14 protein-coding genes and 1 pseudogene are annotated in these 16380 nt (G+C 74.8%); 6 read left to right on the forward strand and 9 right to left on the reverse strand.

The window, feature by feature from the left end; genetic code table 11:
• Nucleotides 1-9: 9 nt before the first annotated feature.
• The gene (locus C6361_RS01485; protein ID WP_107266499.1) at nt 10-1821 is read left to right on the forward strand and encodes a carbamoyltransferase C-terminal domain-containing protein; all 1812 of its coding nucleotides are present in this window, start codon (nt 10-12) and stop codon (nt 1819-1821) included.
• 64 nt (nt 1822-1885) lie between these two features.
• On the opposite strand, the gene C6361_RS01490 is transcribed toward C6361_RS01485, so the two are convergent.
• Nucleotides 1886-2638 carry an alpha/beta hydrolase gene (locus tag C6361_RS01490; RefSeq protein WP_107259545.1) on the reverse strand — a complete coding sequence of 251 codons (753 nt, stop codon included), beginning with the start codon at nt 2636-2638 and terminating at the stop codon, nt 1886-1888.
• A gap of 195 nt (nt 2639-2833) precedes the next feature.
• On the opposite strand from C6361_RS01490, the gene C6361_RS01495 reads away from it, so the two are divergent.
• The 3 genes from C6361_RS01495 to C6361_RS01505 all read left to right on the forward strand — a co-directional run bounded on the left by C6361_RS01495 (nt 2834) and on the right by C6361_RS01505 (nt 5381).
• Nucleotides 2834-3973 (forward strand): sensor histidine kinase, encoded by a 1140-nt coding sequence (locus C6361_RS01495; protein ID WP_107266500.1) that lies wholly within the window; start codon nt 2834-2836, stop codon nt 3971-3973.
• On the forward strand, nt 3970-4629 hold the full coding sequence (locus C6361_RS01500) for a response regulator transcription factor (RefSeq protein WP_107266501.1): 660 nt from the start codon (nt 3970-3972) through the stop codon (nt 4627-4629). Before C6361_RS01495 ends, C6361_RS01500 begins: the two co-directional genes overlap by 4 nt.
• 104 nt (nt 4630-4733) lie before the next feature.
• A complete protein-coding gene (locus tag C6361_RS01505; protein ID WP_107266502.1) occupies nt 4734-5381 on the forward strand; it encodes a DUF2306 domain-containing protein in 648 nt (215 codons plus the stop codon).
• Nucleotides 5382-5404: 23 nt separating this feature from the next.
• On the opposite strand, the gene C6361_RS01510 is transcribed toward C6361_RS01505, so the two are convergent.
• The 5 genes and pseudogenes from C6361_RS01510 to C6361_RS39105 all read right to left on the reverse strand — a co-directional run.
• Nucleotides 5405-7117: a CdaR family transcriptional regulator gene (locus C6361_RS01510; RefSeq protein WP_199853195.1), complete on the reverse strand. Its 1713-nt coding sequence runs from the start codon at nt 7115-7117 to the stop codon at nt 5405-5407.
• 119 nt (nt 7118-7236) lie between these two features.
• On the reverse strand, nt 7237-8343 hold the full coding sequence (menC, locus tag C6361_RS01515; protein WP_107266503.1) for an o-succinylbenzoate synthase: 1107 nt from the start codon (nt 8341-8343) through the stop codon (nt 7237-7239).
• Nucleotides 8340-9194, reverse strand: coding sequence for a GNAT family N-acetyltransferase (locus C6361_RS01520; protein WP_107266504.1), 855 nt, complete (start codon nt 9192-9194; stop codon nt 8340-8342). The genes menC and C6361_RS01520 overlap by 4 nt, the downstream gene beginning before the upstream one ends.
• Before the next feature lie 54 nt (nt 9195-9248).
• Nucleotides 9249-9821 (reverse strand): serine hydrolase, encoded by a 573-nt coding sequence (locus C6361_RS37920; protein WP_234359258.1) that lies wholly within the window; start codon nt 9819-9821, stop codon nt 9249-9251.
• 58 nt (nt 9822-9879) lie between these two features.
• Nucleotides 9880-11517: pseudogene (locus tag C6361_RS39105) on the reverse strand (serine hydrolase); the annotation flags it as partial.
• On the opposite strand from C6361_RS39105, the gene C6361_RS37935 reads away from it, so the two are divergent.
• Together C6361_RS37935 and C6361_RS37940 are read left to right on the forward strand one after the other, a co-directional pair.
• Entirely contained in the window at nt 11444-11617 is a 174-nt protein-coding gene (locus C6361_RS37935; RefSeq protein WP_234359260.1) for a hypothetical protein, read from the forward strand. The pseudogene C6361_RS39105 and the gene C6361_RS37935 sit on opposite strands and share 74 nt — an antisense overlap.
• A 2-nt stretch (nt 11618-11619) precedes the next feature.
• On the forward strand, nt 11620-12582 hold the full coding sequence (locus C6361_RS37940) for a hypothetical protein (protein ID WP_234359261.1): 963 nt from the start codon (nt 11620-11622) through the stop codon (nt 12580-12582).
• Here C6361_RS37940 and C6361_RS01530 read toward each other — a convergent pair.
• The 3 genes from C6361_RS01530 to C6361_RS01540 are packed head-to-tail and all read right to left on the reverse strand — an operon-like array spanning nt 12536 to nt 16352.
• Nucleotides 12536-13537, reverse strand: a complete 1002-nt coding sequence (locus C6361_RS01530) for an ABC transporter ATP-binding protein (RefSeq protein ID WP_107266505.1) — start codon at nt 13535-13537, stop codon at nt 12536-12538. The genes C6361_RS37940 and C6361_RS01530 overlap by 47 nt on opposite strands.
• Nucleotides 13534-15387 (reverse strand): dipeptide/oligopeptide/nickel ABC transporter permease/ATP-binding protein, encoded by a 1854-nt coding sequence (locus C6361_RS01535; RefSeq protein ID WP_107266506.1) that lies wholly within the window; start codon nt 15385-15387, stop codon nt 13534-13536. The genes C6361_RS01530 and C6361_RS01535 overlap by 4 nt, the downstream gene beginning before the upstream one ends.
• Nucleotides 15387-16352 (reverse strand): ABC transporter permease, encoded by a 966-nt coding sequence (locus C6361_RS01540; RefSeq protein WP_234359262.1) that lies wholly within the window; start codon nt 16350-16352, stop codon nt 15387-15389. Before C6361_RS01540 ends, C6361_RS01535 begins: the two co-directional genes overlap by 1 nt.
• Between the last annotated feature and the right edge of the window lie 28 nt (nt 16353-16380).

Below are 16380 nucleotides of genomic sequence, written 5' to 3' on the forward strand. Positions count from 1 at the left end.
AGGGAACCGATGGAGGCTGCACAACGTCCCCGGGTGGTTCTCGGTTACAGCGGGCTGCACGGCTCCGCCGAGCTGAAGGCGGCCGGTTTCGCCGACCTGGACGAGCGCGAGGCGCGGCTGTTCCAGGGGCTGGACTCGGCGGCGGCACTGGTGGTCGACGGTGCACTGGTCGCGGCGGTCCAGCAGGAGCGGTACTCCGGCCGCAAGTTCGACCACGCCTTCCCGGTCGACGCCATGCGGTCCTGCCTGCGCCTGGCCGGCCTGGACTTCGCCGTGGTCGACGCGGTGGCGCACAACTTCGACCACACCAGGTTCGAGATCTTCGCCCAGGGCGAGCCGTACGCGCTGCGCCGCTACACCGAGGTGCTGGCGCCGCAGCGGCAGACCGAGCTGCTGCACCGGTTCGTGCCGGAACTCTCCGAGCACCGGGTGCGGCCGGTGCCACACCACCAGGCGCACGCGCTGACCGCGGCGATCCCGGCCGGCTTCGACGAGGCGCTGGTGGTGGTGCTGGACGGGATGGGCGAACTGCACGCGGTCAGCGTCTACGCCTGGCGGGGCGGGGCGCTGCACCGGCTGGCCACCCTCGACTACCGCAGCAGCCTGGGACTCTTCTACGCCCTGGTCACCATGTTCACCGGGTACTGGCCGAACAGCGACGAGTACAAGGTGATGGCGCTGGCCGCGCTCGGCGACCCGGAACGGTACCGGTCGGTGATGGCGGAGGCCGTCACACTCGGCCCGGACGGGCGGTTCGACGTGCCGGTGCTGCGGCACAACCGCGACCCGCGCAGCCGGGAGACCTTCGCCGGGTCCCGGGCCTGGCTCGCCGGGCGGGTCGGTCCGGAACGAGGGGCGGGCGAGGCGCTGAGCCAGGCGCACATCGACCTGGCCACCGCCGCGCAGCAGCGGTTGGAGCAGGCGATCTTCCACCTCGTCGGCCACTGGGTGCGGCGGACCGGGCTGCGCCGGGTCGCCTTCGCCGGCGGCGTGGCGCTGAACTGCGCCGCGATCGGCAAGCTCGCGTACTCCGGTCTGGTCGACGCGATCTACGTGCAGCCGGCGGCCGGCGACGAGGGTACCGCGGTCGGTGCCGCGCTCGCGGTGGCCGCCCCGCCGACCGAGGCGGTCGACTACCCGGCGATGACCTATCTCGGCCCGGAGGTGACCGAGGACGGCCCGCCGGCCGACCAGCCGTACTGGTCGGTGCGGGTCGGGCCGGGGGTGGCCGAGCAGGTGGTGGCGCGGCTGCTCACCCGGGGCCACATCGTCGGCTGGGCCCAGGGCCGGTTGGAGTTCGGCCCCCGCGCGCTGGGCAACCGCAGCATCCTGGCCGACCCGCGCGACCGGGGGGCCCGGGAGCGGGTCAACGCGGCGGTCAAGTTCCGGGAGGAGTTCCGGCCGCTGGCCCCGGCGGTGAAGGCGGAGTCCGCGAGCCGGTACTTCGTCGTGCCGGCCGGGACCAACCTGCGGCACATGACCGTCGCGGTGGCGGTGCACCCGCACGCCCGGCCGGTCATCCCGGCCGTGGTGCACGACGACGGTACCGCCCGGGTGCAGGCGGTGTTCGCGGCGGAGAACCCCCGGTTCTGGCGCATCCTCGACGAGTTCGAACGGCTCTGCGGTGTTCCGGTACTGATGAACACCTCGCTGAACGTCAAGGGCCAGCCGACCGCGCGGGCCGGTGCCGAGGCGTTCCGCACGTTCGCCTCGTCCGGCCTGGACCTGGTGGTCATCGCCGACCGGCTGTACGCGAAGCCGTCGGCGGTCGGTGACGCCGTCGAGGCGCTCGCCGCCGTCACCGGGGCGGTCTCGGTCTGACGGACACCACGGTTGCCGGCCGCTACTGGAGGACCGCCTACCGCCGGACGTCGTGGAGGACCGCCTACCGCGGGCCGTCGGTGGACCCGCCGCCTGAGTCGTCGTTCGTCCCGGGGGAGCGGAGCCACCGGGTGGCCTGCTGGACGACGGCGGCGGGTACCTCGTGGTTGCCGTCGAACTCCTGGTAGGTCACGGGGTAGCCGAGGGCCTCCAGTTGGGGTACCACCCGGCGGCTGCACCGGTCGACGGGCAGGACCCGGTCCCCGGTTCCGTGCGAGACGAAGACGCGTGGCTTTCCGTGCGTCACCAGCGGTGCGGCGAAGCCCGGGGAGAACGCGACGACGGCGTCGAAGAGGTCGCCGTTGGTCAACCCGAGCGACAGGGCGTACGACGCGCCGTCGGAGAAGCCTCCGATCGTGAGCCGGTCGACCGGAAAGGACTCGAAGACGTGCTCGAGTATCCGGTCGATCATGCGTACGTCGGGTCCGAAACCGTCGATGATCAGATCCCAGGAGCTGTCCGTCGACTTCGGTGCCACCAGGAGGAGGCGATGCTCGTCCGCGACGGGCAGCAGCAGGTCGAGGGCCTGCCGGGCTGAACCGCCGGCACCGTGCAGCAGCAGGACCAGGTGCCGGGGGCGCTGGTCGGTCGAAGCGGGCGCGTAGGTGAGGGCCAGCAGTTCCCCGGTCGGCGCCTCCTGGCGCAGCAGCCCGCTCCGAGCCTCGGCGGGGCTGACCGGGGGACAGGGGCGTACGGAGAGCCGCCCGTGCCGGGAGTTCTCCTCCGGCTGGACGTGCGGGAGGGCCGGCTCGCTCATGCGGCACCCTTCCTTCCCGTCCCACCGCCCAGCACCGGACCGACGGCGCGGGTGCCGTGGCGGGCACTTACCCGTAGTGGCGGGCACTTACCCGTAGCGGGTGCGGGCAAACGAGCCGAGGCGGGTGCCGGGGCCGGCATACCAGTCGTACTTTGGGCCGATCTGGAAGCGCACCAGCGTTCGTACGATGGTTCCGTGCACCCCCGCCTGCGCGCCGTGTTTGCCGAGCCGGCCGCCCCACACGCCCCGGCCCGGGTGTGGCGCGACTGGGCGCTGCTCGCCGGCTTCGCACCGGCGATCGTGCTGGAGGGTGCCTTCCGGCCCGACCTGCCGTGGCGGGTGGGCTGCGTCGTCGTCGCCCTCGCGCTGCTCGCCACCCTGCTGTGGCGGCGTACCCGGCCGCTCGCGACGGTGGCGACCGCGTTCGGCTGCACCGCGCTCGCCCCGCTCGTATTACCGGGCGACCCCTGCGACATGTACGCGACGAGTTTCCTGCTGCTGCTCTGCTACGCGCTGTTCCGCTGGGGGTCGGGCCGGGACGTGCTGCTGGGCTCGGTCTTCGTGGTGGCCAAGGTGGTCGTCACCGGCCTGGCCGGCTCGATCACCGGCGGCGAGGTGGTCGCCGGCTTCGCGGTGCTCTTCGCCGCCGCCACCCTGGGGGTCGCGGTCCGGTTCCGGGCCGCCGCCCGGCTGCGGGAGTTCGACCGGGTCAAGCTGTTGGAGCGGGAGCGGCTCGCCCGCGACCTGCACGACACCGTGGCCCACCACGTCTCGGCGATGGCGATCCGGGCCCAGGCCGGCATCGCCGCCTCGGCCAGCCAGCCCGACGCCGCCGTGGAGGCGCTCCGGGTGATCGAGGCCGAGGCGTCCCGCGCGCTCGCCGAGATGCGCGCGATGGTCCGGGTGCTGCGCCGCGACCAGCCCGCCGACCTGGCGCCCAGCCCCCGGGTCGCCGACATCGGGCGGCTCGCCGGCCGGTTCCGGGCCGGGCCCGCCGTCGACGTGCAGATCCGCGGCGACGTCGACGACCTTCCGCCCACGGTCGGCTCCGCGCTCTACCGCCTCGCCCAGGAGTCGGTCACCAACGCCCGCCGGCACGCCCGGCACGCCACCCGGATCGAGGTCAGCGTCGCGGCCGACGACACCTCGGTACGGCTGCGGGTCAGCGACGACGGCGAGCCCGGCGCCGCCCGCCCGGCCGGCTCGCCCGGGTTCGGCCTGGTGGGCATGATGGAGCGGGCCGGCCTGCTCGGCGGCACCTGCGAGGCCGGCCCCAACCCCGACCGTGGCTGGACCGTGACGGCGGTGCTCCCGCGCGCGGGGGCTGGTTCGTGACGGTGCGGGTGCTGGTCGCGGACGACCAGGAGATCGTCCGCACCGGCCTCACCATGATCCTGAACGCGCAGCCCGGCATCGAGGTGGTCGGCGAGGCCGGCGACGGCCGCCGGGCGGTCGAGCTGGCTCGGCGGCTCCGCCCCGACGTGTGCCTCTTCGACATCCGGATGCCCGGCATGGACGGCATCGAGGCCACCCGGGCGCTCGCCGGGCCGTCGGTCGCGGAGCCGCTCGCGGTGGTCGTCATCACCACCTTCGACCTCGACGACTACGTGTACGCGGCACTGCGCGCCGGTGCCCGCGGCTTCCTGCTCAAGGAGGCCGGCCCCGCCCTGCTGGCCCAGGCCGTGCACGCGGCCGCCGACGGGGAGGCGCTGATCGCGCCGAACGTCACCACCCGGCTGCTGAAGGCGTTCGCCGACGCGGGTCCGGCCGCCCCGCCGAAGCAGCCGGTCGAGGCGCTCACCGACCGGGAGGAGCAGGTGTTGGCCGCGGTCGCGCGGGGGCGCACCAACCGGGAGATCGCCGACGAGCTGTACATCACGCTGAGCACCGTCAAGTCGCACGTCACCAGCCTGATGACGAAACTCGGGGTGCGTAACCGGGTCGAGATCGCGATGTGGGCGTACGAGACCCGCCGGCATCCCGGTCGGTGACGGCTGCCGCCGAAGGTACGACGACCGGGTACCACCATGGGACGGCCCGATCGCGGCCCTTGTGCCGATGAGCCGGGGCGGGTACGACGGCCACCATCGACGGCATGACGAGACGCGAGTGGCGGCTGCCGGCCGCGCTGATCCTGCTGGGCCTGATCCCGATGATCGCCGGTGCGGTGCGGGTGACCGAGCTGGGCCTCGGTCCGGAGGTCACCCCGGCGAACGCCCGCTTCGTCGCCGACCCGCTGCCGGTGGTGCTGCACGTCGTCGGCGCGGTGGTCTACACGATCCTCGGCGCCTTCCAGTTCGTGCCCGGGCTGCGCCGCCGTCGCTGGCACCGGGTCGCCGGCCGGATAGTCGTCCCCTGTGGACTCGTGGTCGCCCTCTCCGGGCTGTGGATGACGTTCGGGTACGACCTGCCGGCCCATGACAACGACGTACTCGCCGGCCTGCGGCTGCTCTTCGGTTCGGCGATGGCCGCCTCGATCCTGCTCGGCCTCGCCGCCGTACTCCGCCGCGACTTCACCCGGCACCGGGCCTGGATGGCGCGCGGCTACGCGATCGGCCTCGGCGCCGGCACGCAGGCGTTCACCCACGCGCCGTACGTGGCGGCGACCGGCGAGCAGCCCGACGGGAACGTACGCGCCGCGCTGGTGCTCGCCGGTTGGCTGATCAACCTCGCCGTGGCCGAGTGGTACCTGCGCCGCCCGGCCCGTACCTCGCGCCGGTCGCGGGTCGTCGCCGCCGGATGAGCTGCTGCTGCGGCCCGGACGGTTCAGTCGCGGGCGATGTCGGCCGCGGCGAGGCGGCGGCCGGGTCCGGGTCGGTCCGGCCCGGATCGGGGCGGTGTGCCCGGCGAGATGACCCGCAGTTGGAGCATCGCCGCGAAGCGGGCCTCCGGATCGGTCAGGTCGATGCCGCCGACCTCGGCGAGCCGACGCAGCCGGTACCGGAACGTGTTCGGGTGGACGTACATCGCGGCGGCGGCGGCGATCACGTCGCCGAACGCGTCCAGCCAGGCCCGGAGGGTTTCGACGAGGTTCGTGTGGTGCTCCTCGTCGTAGGCGAAGAGCCGCGCGACCGGTCCGGTGAGCCGGTCGCCCCGGGCCGCGACCAGGTCGTGCAGTTCCAGGACGAGCGCCTGGACCTGCACGTCGGCCAGCCGGGCGACCCGGTGGCCGGCTCCGGCGCGCAGCACCCGCAGCGCCCGGTCGGCGCTGGCCCGCGCGGCGGCCATCCCGGCGGCGTCCTGCGCGACCTGACCGACGCCGATCACGGCGTGCACCCGGTCGCCGACCCGGTCGAGGAAGTCAGCGGCGATCCGCACCGCCCGCTGCTCGCCGTCGCCGTCCCGGGAGATCGGCACCAGCCCGTACGCGACGTCGCCGACCAGCGCCGCCGCGCAGCGCGGGTGGACCGCGCTCAGGTGCATCGCCAGCGCGTCGCTGGTGCGCTGGCGTTCGGTCGCCAGGGAGGCGTCGTCGCCGCCGGACCGCTGCGGGGCGGTGGCGATGACCGCGAGGCCGAGTACCACGACCGGCTGGCCGGCCAGGCCGAGCCGGCTGAGCGCCTCGCCGGCACCGGCCCCGCCCTCCAGCGCGGTGGCCAGCAGGTCGGCGCGGAGCCGGCGCTGCACGTCCGCCCCGGCCCTGATCCGCAGCATGTGCAGCGCGACCAGCTTGCTGGCGTCGCGCAGCGCCTGCGTCCGCTCGGCGCTGAGCGGCTCCCGGACGGCGGCCCAGATCGAGCCGAGGACCTCGTCTCCGGCGAGCACCGCGACGGCGACCCGGGGCACCGAGAACCCGTCCATTCCGGACGGTGGCGGTTCCACCCACAGCGGCGTACTGCTGCGGTAGAGGTCGCGGAAGACGCCCCGGTCGAGCAGGAGCCGGGAGTACCGCTGCGGGACCTGGCGGCCGAGGATGGTCTCCACCCGCGACGGGTCGGCCTCGTCCTGCCGGCCGGAGAAGGCGAGCACCCGGGAGCTGCGGTCCTCGATGGTGACGGGCGCGTCGACGAGGGCGGCGATCGCGTTGGCCAGCGTGAAGAGGTCACCGGAGGGCACCCCGCCGATCGTCTCCGGCCCGGCGTCGCCGACGTCGCCCTCGGCGAGTACGGCGCGGACCAGCGCGGCGAGCTGTGCCCAGGAGGCGCCACGGGTCAGCCCGAGCAGGGCCACCCCGGACTCCTCGACCGCCCCGGCCAGCTCGGCCGTGACCTCGACGGGGAGCCGGACCACGAGGCCGGCGGCCCGGTGCCGGCCGAGCGAGCGGAGCAGGGCGGCGATCTCGTCCGGCCCGCGCAGCCCGACGCCGAGCACGAGGGCGTGGTGCGGCAGGACCGGCTCCTCGACCGGGTCGTGGATCGCCACGCCGCCGATGTCGGCGCTGCGGTCCGGGTCGCCGTGCACGAGCTCCAGCACGGTGAACCCCAGGTCGTCGAGGACCCGGCCGAGGGTCGCGTGCGGGCGCAGATTCACCGGGAGCACCGCCCGAAACTAAGGAGGGTTCAGCCTGCCTGGTTCGTCGGAACATACGAGGTTCGTCACAGCCTATGGTGCGGACGGCCAAAGGGCTCGACGTCCTATCGTGTGGACGCGCCGGGGGCTCAGCGTCGCAGCCACCGGGATTCGGTGGTGACCGCCGCCAGTTCGTCCGGCAGCGGCTCGACGCCGATCCCCGGGCCGGCCGGCACCGCCAGGTGGCCGCCGTCGAGCACGAACGGGTCGGTGATGTCCGTCCGGTAGTAGCGGTCCGACGCCGACGTGTCGCCGGGCAGGGTGAAGCCGGGCAGCGCCGCCAGCGCGACGTTCGCGGCCCGGCCGAGGCCCGACTCCAGCATCCCGCCACACCAGACGGGTACGCCGTGCGCGACGCAGACGTCGTGTACCCGCCGCGCCTCCAGGTAGCCACCGACCCGGCCCGGCTTGATGTTGACGATCGCGCAGGCGCCCAACCGGATGGCGGCGGCGGCGGCCCGCGCCGAGGTGATCGACTCGTCCAGGCAGATCGGCGTGCGGACCGTCTTCGCCAGCTCGGCGTGGCCGAGCACGTCCTCCTCGTCGAGCGGCTGCTCGATCAGCAGCAGCCCGAACGGGTCGAGCGCGGCCAACCGCCGCCCGTCGGCGACGGTGTACGCGGTGTTCGCGTCGACCTGGAGCAGCACCTCGTCGCCGAAGCGTTCCCGGACCGCCCGGACCGGTTCGACGTCCCAACCGGGCTGGATCTTCAGCTTGATCCGCAGGTAGCCGGCGTCGAGGTAGCCGTCGACGGTGTCGAGCAGCTCGCCGATCGAGTCCGTGATCCCCACCGAGACGCCGCAGGGCACCCGGTCGCGTACGGCGCCGAGTTCCCGGGCGAGCGGCCGGCCCAGGGCGCGCAGCTCGGCGTCGAGTACGGCGGTCTCCAGCGCCGCCTTCGCCATCCGGTGCCCCTTGAATCCGGCGAGTGCCGGCGCGACCGAGACGGCGTCGAGGGTGTCCCGGGCGGCCAGGGCCGGCACCAGGAACCGGCTCAGGACGTCCACGGCGCCGTCGACGTACTCGGCGGAGTAGCGCGGGTCGGTCATCGCCACGCACTCGCCCCACCCCTCGGCCTGGTCGGTGACGGCGCGGACCAGCACGATGTCCCGGGTGGTCTGGGTGCCGAACGAGGTCCGGAACGGTGACACCAGCGGCATCGCGATCCGGCGCAGTTCGACTCCGACGAGTGTCATCCGGCGTTCCTTCCGACGATGTACCAGCCGGCCCGGTCGAAGCCGGTCACCCGGGCGCCGCCGGCCAGCAGCGGTACCAGGGCCTCCCGCAGCGCGGTGCGCCACCGCCGGGCCAGGTCCGGGGCGGCCGACCGCAGCGCGGCGATGTCCGGCGGTACCGCCACCAGCACGGTGTCGCCGTCCAGGGTCCCCGGCGCCGGGGCCCCGTCGGCGGTGCGCCCGAGCCCGACCACCGCGCCGCCGGCCCGCTCGGCCCGGGCGTCGCCGGCCCGGTGTCGTCCCTCGCACGCCGTGGCGACCCTGGGGTCGCGCAGCTCCCAGCGGATCAGCAGCCGGTCGGTGGCGTCACCGGCGTTGATCTCGTCGTCCATCTCGCCGTAGAAGTCCGGCAGGTACTCCACGGCGGTGGCGGCGAGCTTCACCACGTTGAAGTAGGCGTTGCGGGCGACCAGCGGGTCGAACGTCCACTCGACGGCGGAGCCGCCCCGGGCCAGCACCCAGGCGCGCTGGTGCAGCTTGAGGGCGTACCCGACGCGCCGGCCGAGGGCGGCGGCGCAGACCCCGGCGATGTGGCTGTGCAGCTCGGCCCCGGCCGGCGCGCCGGAGAAGCCGACGCAGGCGCCGACCAGTTCGCCCCCGTCGTAGGCGCCGGCCACGTAACCGCCCGACTTGCTCAGCGCCCGCAGCAACTTGGTGGTCACCAGCGGGTTGCGCGGGTCGGGGCCCCAGATGCCGTCGTAGAGCCGGCGTACCTCGGCGAAGCCGGCGACGTCCGCCAGCTCCCGGATCTCGACGCCGGCCGCCTTCGCCGCCCGGGCCACGGCCGCCTCGGCGGCGTGGATGTCGGTCATCTCGGCGTTCCCCTCTCCGCCAGCGGGCGGCGCCTCCGGGCGACCGGGCGCACGTCAGCCCACCTTCGGGGTGGCGCGGGCACCGAAGTGCAGGTACCGCTCGCCGGTCGGCAGCTGGTAGAAGATCACCGGTACCCAGGTCCGGGTCTCCGGCTCGCGGACCGCGAAGAGGTCCTCGGCGACCGGCACCATCGGGTACTCGTGGGTCGGCTCGGGCACCAGCTCGGCCAGCGGACCGGTGACCGTGGTACGCAGGGTGGGGCCACCCTCCCCGTCCAGCACCGCCATCCGGACGCCGGCCCGCTCGTACTCGCCGACGTGCCGGCCGAGGTCGGCGCCGACCGGGTGCTGCGGCGGCACGAGCGAGTGCGGTACCGCGACCCCGGCGACTTCGGCGAAGATCTCGCGGTACAGCTCCTCGTACAGGTCGCGGGCGTGACCGCCGTTGGTGAGCAGGGTGACCGCCAACCCCTGCTCCGGCAGCAGCCGCAGGAAGGCGGACTGCCCGATCGTGTTGCCGTCGTGCCCGACGAGCCGGTGCCCGTCCCAGCCGAAGCGGATCCAGCCGAGCCCCCAGGAGTCGCCGAGGGTGTGCGTGTCGGGCAGCTCCGCCTCGCAGGCGGTCATCGCGGCGGCGCTCTCCGCGCCGAGTACCCGGGTGCCGTCCGGCGCCAGCCCGCCGGTGCATCCGGGCGAAGCCGAGGAGGTCGGCGGCGGTCGAGGTGATCAGCCCGGCCGGCCCGAGGGAGCGGGGCAGCCCCCAGACCGGCGCGCGGGTCGGCTCGGCCTGCCCGGCCGAGACGTGCCCGACCGCCGCCCGGTGCAGCAGCGCCTCCTCCGGCAGCGTCCCGGTGTGCCGCAGCCCGAGCGGGGTCGAGATCCGGTCCCGGAGGGCGGCGTCCCAGGTGCCGCCGGTGAGCTTCTCGATCACCCGCCCGGCGAGTACGAAGCCGGCGTTGCAGTAGGACCAGGTGGCGCCGAGCGGGTGGTTCTGGGCCACCTCGCCGAGGAGCGCGACGTACTTCTCCAGGCAGTCGTCGCCGCGACCGGTGTCGGTGAAGACGTCGCCGTCGATCCCGCTGGTGTGCGCGAGCAGGTGCCGCATGGTCACCCGCTTGGTCACCTCCGGATCGGCCAGCCGCAGCTCCGGCAGGACGGTGCCGACCGGAGCGTCGAGATCGAGCCGGCCCTCGTCGACCAGTTGCATCACCATGGTCGCCGTCCACACCTTGGAGATCGAGCCGATCTGGAACACCGAGTCGGTGGTCACCTCGACCCCGGTCTCCACGTTCAGCACGCCGTACGCCGCCTCGGCCAGTTCGTCCGGGCGATCCTGGCCCAGCCGCAGGATTCCGAGTACGGCACCGGGGACGCGATGCCGCTGGGCGAGTACGGCCAGCCGGCGCTGCCAGTGCCCGGCGTCGATCGGCGCGCGGCGCCCGCCCGCGTACCGCTCGACCCAGTCCACGACCCGCTGGTTGTAGTCGGCGCGGTGTGACGGCCGCCCGTCGAGGATGAAGAGGTGGCCGGCGTCCGGGTAGAGCACCAGCCGGGTCGGCACGCCGCGCTCCCGCAGCGCGGTGTGCCACTGCTGTGCCTGGCCGACCGGGCAGGTGCGGTCCTCGGCACCGTGCAGCACGAGCGTCGGCGTGTCGACCCGGTCGACCCGGGCCAGCGGCGACATCGCGGCGTAGCGCCCGGGATCGGTCCACGGCGTGGCGCCCAGCTCGTACTCGCTGAGCTGGTGCCCCTCGTCGGAGGTGCCGGCCATGCTGGTGAGGTCGGCGACGGTACCGCCGGCCACGGCGGCGGCGAACCGGTCGTCCCGGCTGGTGAGGTAGCAGGTCATGTAGCCGCCGTAGCTGTAGCCGGTGACGGCGAGCCGGGCCGGGTCGGCGACGCCGGTGGCGACGAGCTGGTCGACCGGCTCCAGGAGGTCTCTGGCGTCCGCCTCGCCCCACCCGCCGTGGGTGGCGGTGAAGAACGCCTCGCCGTAGCCGTCGCTGGCCCGGGGGTTGAGCAGCAGTACCACCCAGCCCCGGGCGGCCAGCTCCTGGTGGTAGAGGTGCACGTCCTCGGCGGCGGCGTTCCAGGCGTTGTGCGGCCCGCCGTGCACGTCGAGCAGCAGCGGCCGTGCGCCGGTGAAGTCGGGGTCCCGGACCAGCCAGCCCTGCACGACGGTGCCGTCGGAGATCTCGAACGAGCGCTCCTCCCGGGGGTAGAGCCGCACCTCGGACGAGGTGTGTCCGGTGAGGACGGTCTCGGCGCCGGTGCCGAGGTCGACCGCGACCACCTCGCCGAACGAGGCCGGGGTGCCGAGCACGACGGCGGCGGTGCCGGCGCGGGCCGAGACGCCGAGGACGTTGCGGCCGGCCCCGCCGACGACCACCCGTGGTTCGCCGCCACCGGCCGGTACCGCGTAGAGGTGGGTGCAGCCACGGTCGCGGACGCAGAAGAGCACGGTGTCGCCGTCGTCGACGAGCTGCGGCAGCGCGCCCGGATATCCGGGGCCGCCCGGCATGACGTTGCGGTCCAGCGGGGCCGCCAGGTCGGTGACCGGTCCGGCGTCGAGCGGTACCCGGAGCAGGCCGGCGTGGCCGACGGGTGCGCCCTCGGTGCCGACGGCCAGCAGCGCCGACCCGTCCGCGGTCCAGGTGACGGCGGCACCGACGCCGTCGGCCAGCCCGACCGGCCGGGGTACGGCCGCCGTGTCGTCGACGTCCACCGTGTGCAGCGGGGCCCGGAGGGTCAGGTCCGCGTCGGGGGCGGTGGCCGCGACGAACGCCAGCCGGTTTCCCTCCGGCGACCAGGACGGGTCACCGGCGTTCCAGTCGCCGCTGGTGAGCTGCCGGCACCGTCCGGTGGCGACGTCGACGACGTGCAGGTGTCGGCGTCTGCCGCCCAGCAGGCCGGCGCCGTCACTCTGGTAGTCGAGCCGGTCCGCGACGACCGGGGCGCTGTCGTCCGGGCCGTCGCCCCGGTCGTCGACGGCGGCCACGAACGCGATGGCCGAGCCGTCGGGGCTCCAGACCGGGCGGCCGGCGCCGAGCGGCAGTTCGGTCAGCGGTTCGGGCTCGCCACCGGCGGCCGGGAGCAGCCACACCTGCGGGTGCCCGTCCCGGGCGCGCAGGAACGCGATCCGGTCGCCCTGCGGCGACCAGGCCGGTGCGGTGTCCGCCGGCCCGGCGGTCAGCCGCCGCGCCGGGCCGCCCGCCGCGTCGACGTGCCACAGCGTGCGCACCGTACGGTCGGCGTCGGCGTCCGCGCCGCGCAGTACGTAGACGATCCGGGCGCCGTCCGGCGACAGGGCCGGCTGCTCCGGTACGGCGACGGTGGTCAGGTCAGCGATGCGCAGGCGGCGGGTCACCGGCTCCTCCTCGGGTCGTGATCGGTGTGTCGGCGGACTCGGCGAAATGGCAGAGCGCCCGGTGCCGGTGCGCCGCCGTCGGCTCGACCTCCCGGCAGACCCGACGGTCCGGGTGCACCAGCGGCCCCACCGGGCAGCGGGGGTGGAACCGGCAGCCGGCCGGCGGCCGGTGCGGGTCGGCGGGCTCCGCCTCGGCGACGGCCGGCTCAGCCTCGGCGACTGCCGGCCCGGCGCCCTCGGCTCCGAGCCCGATCGGGTGTGCGGCCGAGCCGAGCAGTTCCCGCGTGTAGGGGTGCTGCGGATCGCCCAGCACCTCGGCGGCCGGCCCGTACTCGACGATCCGGCCGAGGTACATCACCGCGATGATCTCGCTGACGTAGCGCACCACGGCGAGGTCGTGCGAGATGAACAGCATCGACAGCCGCATCCGCCGTTGCAGGTCGCGGACGAGGTTGAGCACGGCGCCCTGGATCGACACGTCCAACGCCGAGGTGATCTCGTCCGCGACGATCACCTCGGGGCGGCCGGCGAGCGCGCGGGCCAGCGCCACCCGCTGCCGCTGCCCGCCGGAGAGGCCGGCCGGATACCGGCCGGCGAGGCCCGGATCGAGCCCGACCAGCTCCAGCAGCCGGGCCACCTCGGCCTTCGCCGCGACGCCGGCCCGGCGCGGGATCGCCTCCGCGATCGAGGCACCCACCGTCATCCGAGGGTCCAACGAGGAGTACGGGTCCTGGAACACCATCTGCACCGGTGCCCGTTTCGGCAGCGGGCGGCCGTCGAGCAGGATGCGGCCACCGGCCAGCGGGGCCAGCCCGACGGCGGCCCGGGCCAGGGTCGACTTGCCGGAGCCGGACTCGCCGACGAGTCCCACCACGGTGCCGGCCGGGACGGTGAGTCGTACATTGTCGACGGCGGTCAGCCGCCCCCGCCCGGTGCCGTACCGGACGGTGACGTCGTCGAAGACGAGATCGCTCACCGGCGGCTCCCCTCGATCTCGACGTCGACCTCCGCATGCCAGCAGGCGACCCGACCACGACCGTCGGCCAGCAGTGGCGGCTCGGCGGCGGTGCACCGGTCACCGGCCAGGGGGCAGCGGGGGGCGAAGGCGCAGCCGGGCGGCAGGCGGCCGGGATCGGCGGGCCGGCCCGGGATCACCGGCAACGGCCGGTCGCGGTCGGTGCTCATGTCCGGTACGGCGGCGAGCAGTGCCCGGGTGTACGGGTGCCGGGCGCCGGTACGCAGCCGCGCGGCGGGCAGCTCCTCGACGATGCGTCCGGCGTACATCACCAGTACCCGTTCGCAGACCTCGGCGACCACGGTGAGGTCGTGGCTGATCAGCAGTACCGCCACGTCGTCGGCGGCGCGGACGGCCGCCAGCAGCCGCAGCACCTGCCGCTGCACGGTGACGTCGAGCGCCGTGGTCGGCTCGTCGGCGACGATCAGTGCCGGCGTACCCATCATTCCCATGCCGATCATCGCCCGCTGCCGCATGCCGCCGGAGAACTCGTGCGGGAACTGCCTGGCCCGCCGCGCGGCGGCCGGGATCCGCACCGCGCGGAGCCGGTCGACCGCCCGGGCCAGCGCGGCGCGGCGGCTCGCCCCCCGGTGCTGCCGGACCACCTCGGCGAGCTGCCGGCCGACCCGCTGGGTGGGGTTGAACGAGGTCGTCGGGTCCTGGAAGACCATGCCGAGCGAGAGGCCCAGCAGCCGGCGTCGCGCGGCCGAGTCGCCGGCCAGCAGCGACACGCCGAGGAACTCCAGCCGCCGCGCGTCGACCCGGCCGGGCTCCTCGACGAGCTGGGCGATCGCGAGCGCGGTCAGGCTCTTGCCGGACCCGGACTCGCCGACCAGGCCCACCGCCTCACCGCGACCCATGGTGAAGCTGACCTCGCGGACCGGGCTGACCTCCCCGAAGCTCACCCGAAGGCCCTCGACCGCCAGCAGGTGGTCACCGGCGGCGGGCGGAACCGGCTCGGTGCGCGGGGCCCGGCGACCGTCGCCGACCGCCGAGCCTCGGGTGCCGATCGCCCGGGCGAGTGCCTCGCCGAAGAGGTTGAACGCCAGGCCCGCCAGGACGATCGCGACGGCCGGGGCGAGGGCGGCGGCCGGGCGTACGTAGATCCCGGCCAGGCCCTCGCCGAGCAGCCTGCCCCAGTCGTACCGGGGCGGCTGTACGCCGAGGCCGAGGAAGGAGAGCCCGGCGAGCGCCAGCAGCGCGCCGCCGGCCGCCATGGTGCCGTTGACCAGCAGCGGCTCGGCGATGTTGGGCAGCACGTGCCGGGCGAGCACACGGACCCGACCGAGGCCGGCGATCCGCGCGGCGTGCACGTAGTCCCGTTCGGCGACACCGGCCGCGAGCGTGTGGGTCAGCCGGGCGAAGCCCGGCGCGATCGCGAAGCCGATCGCCAGCACCGCACCCTTGAGACCGACCCCGAAGACGACCGCGAAGAAGAGCGCCAGCAGCAGGCCGGGGAAGGCCACCGCGATGTTCAGCGCGGCGGCCGCCCAGCGGCCGAGGCGGGCGCCGAGCAGCAACGGCGCCATCCCCAGCACCAGGCCGATGGCCAGACCGATCAGCGTGGCCAGCAGCGCCAGCAGCACCGACAGCCGGGTGGCGACGAGTACCCGGGCGAAGACGTCCCGGCCGAGGCTGTCGGTGCCGGCCCAGTGCGCGCCCGAGGCGCCCTGGAGGATCCGACCGGTGTCGACCGCCTCGGCCCGCTCGGTCCAGAGCACGGGCCCGAGCAGCGCGAGCAGGACGACAGCGACCAGCAGCGCCGCCGCGGCGACGGCCACCGGGGACCGCAGGACCCGTCGTACCGGCACTAGCTCTCCCTGATCGTCGAGCGCGGGTCGAGCAGGGCGAGCCCGACGTCGACCGCGAGGTTGACCAGCAGTACGGCCGCGCCGTAGACGAGGACGATGCCCTGGACCACCGGATAGTCCTTGGCCAGGATCGACCCGACGATGGTGCTGCCCAGCCCGGGCCAGGCGAAGACGTTCTCCACCAGTACGGTCCCGGCGACCATCGCGCCGAGCAGCAGGCCGCCGACGGTCGCGGTGGCGGTCAGCGCGTTCGGCAGGGCGTGCCGCAGGTAGATCCGCCGGGCCGGGAGTCGCTTCGCCCGCGCCGTACGGATGTAGTCGGTGCCCAGCACGGCCAGCGTCTCGACCCGGACGATCCGGGCGAGCAGCGCGGCCGGGCCGATCGCCAGCGCCAGTACCGGCAGGACGTAGGAGTCCGGGCCGGAGCGGCCGGCGACCGGGGCCACGCCGAGCGTCACGCCGAAGACGTAGACCAGGCCCACGGCGACGAGGAACTCCGGGAGTACCCCGAGGATCGAGCTGGTCGAGGTGAAGGCCAGCTCCGCCGGGCGGTTCCGGCCGCCGCGGGTGGCCACCGCCATGGCCAGACCCAGCGGTACGGAGACCGCGACCGCCAGGGTGAACGCGAGGAGCGCGAGCTGTGCCGTGGCCGGGAGCCGGTCGCCGATCAGCTGCGACACGGGCAGCCCGGTGACCATCGACTCGCTCAGCTCCCCGGTGACCAGGTTCCGCAGGTAGCGCAGGTACTGCGACCAGAGCGGGTCGTCCAGGCCCAGCGCGGCCCGGCGGGCGGCGACCAGCTCCACCGGGGCGGTCGGCCCGAGCGCGGCCCGGACCGGGTCGCCGGGAATGAGGTGGATCATGCCGAAGGCGGCGGTGACGAGCACCCAGAGCGACACCACCAGCCGTGCCGCCCGCCGGGCGGCGAAGCGCACCCAGGGGTGTTCGGTCGTCGTCTTCGGCACCGGGCCCGCCTTTCCGATAGTGGGGTAC

The organism is Plantactinospora sp. BC1, assembly GCF_003030345.1.
GTDB lineage: Bacteria > Actinomycetota > Actinomycetes > Mycobacteriales > Micromonosporaceae > Plantactinospora.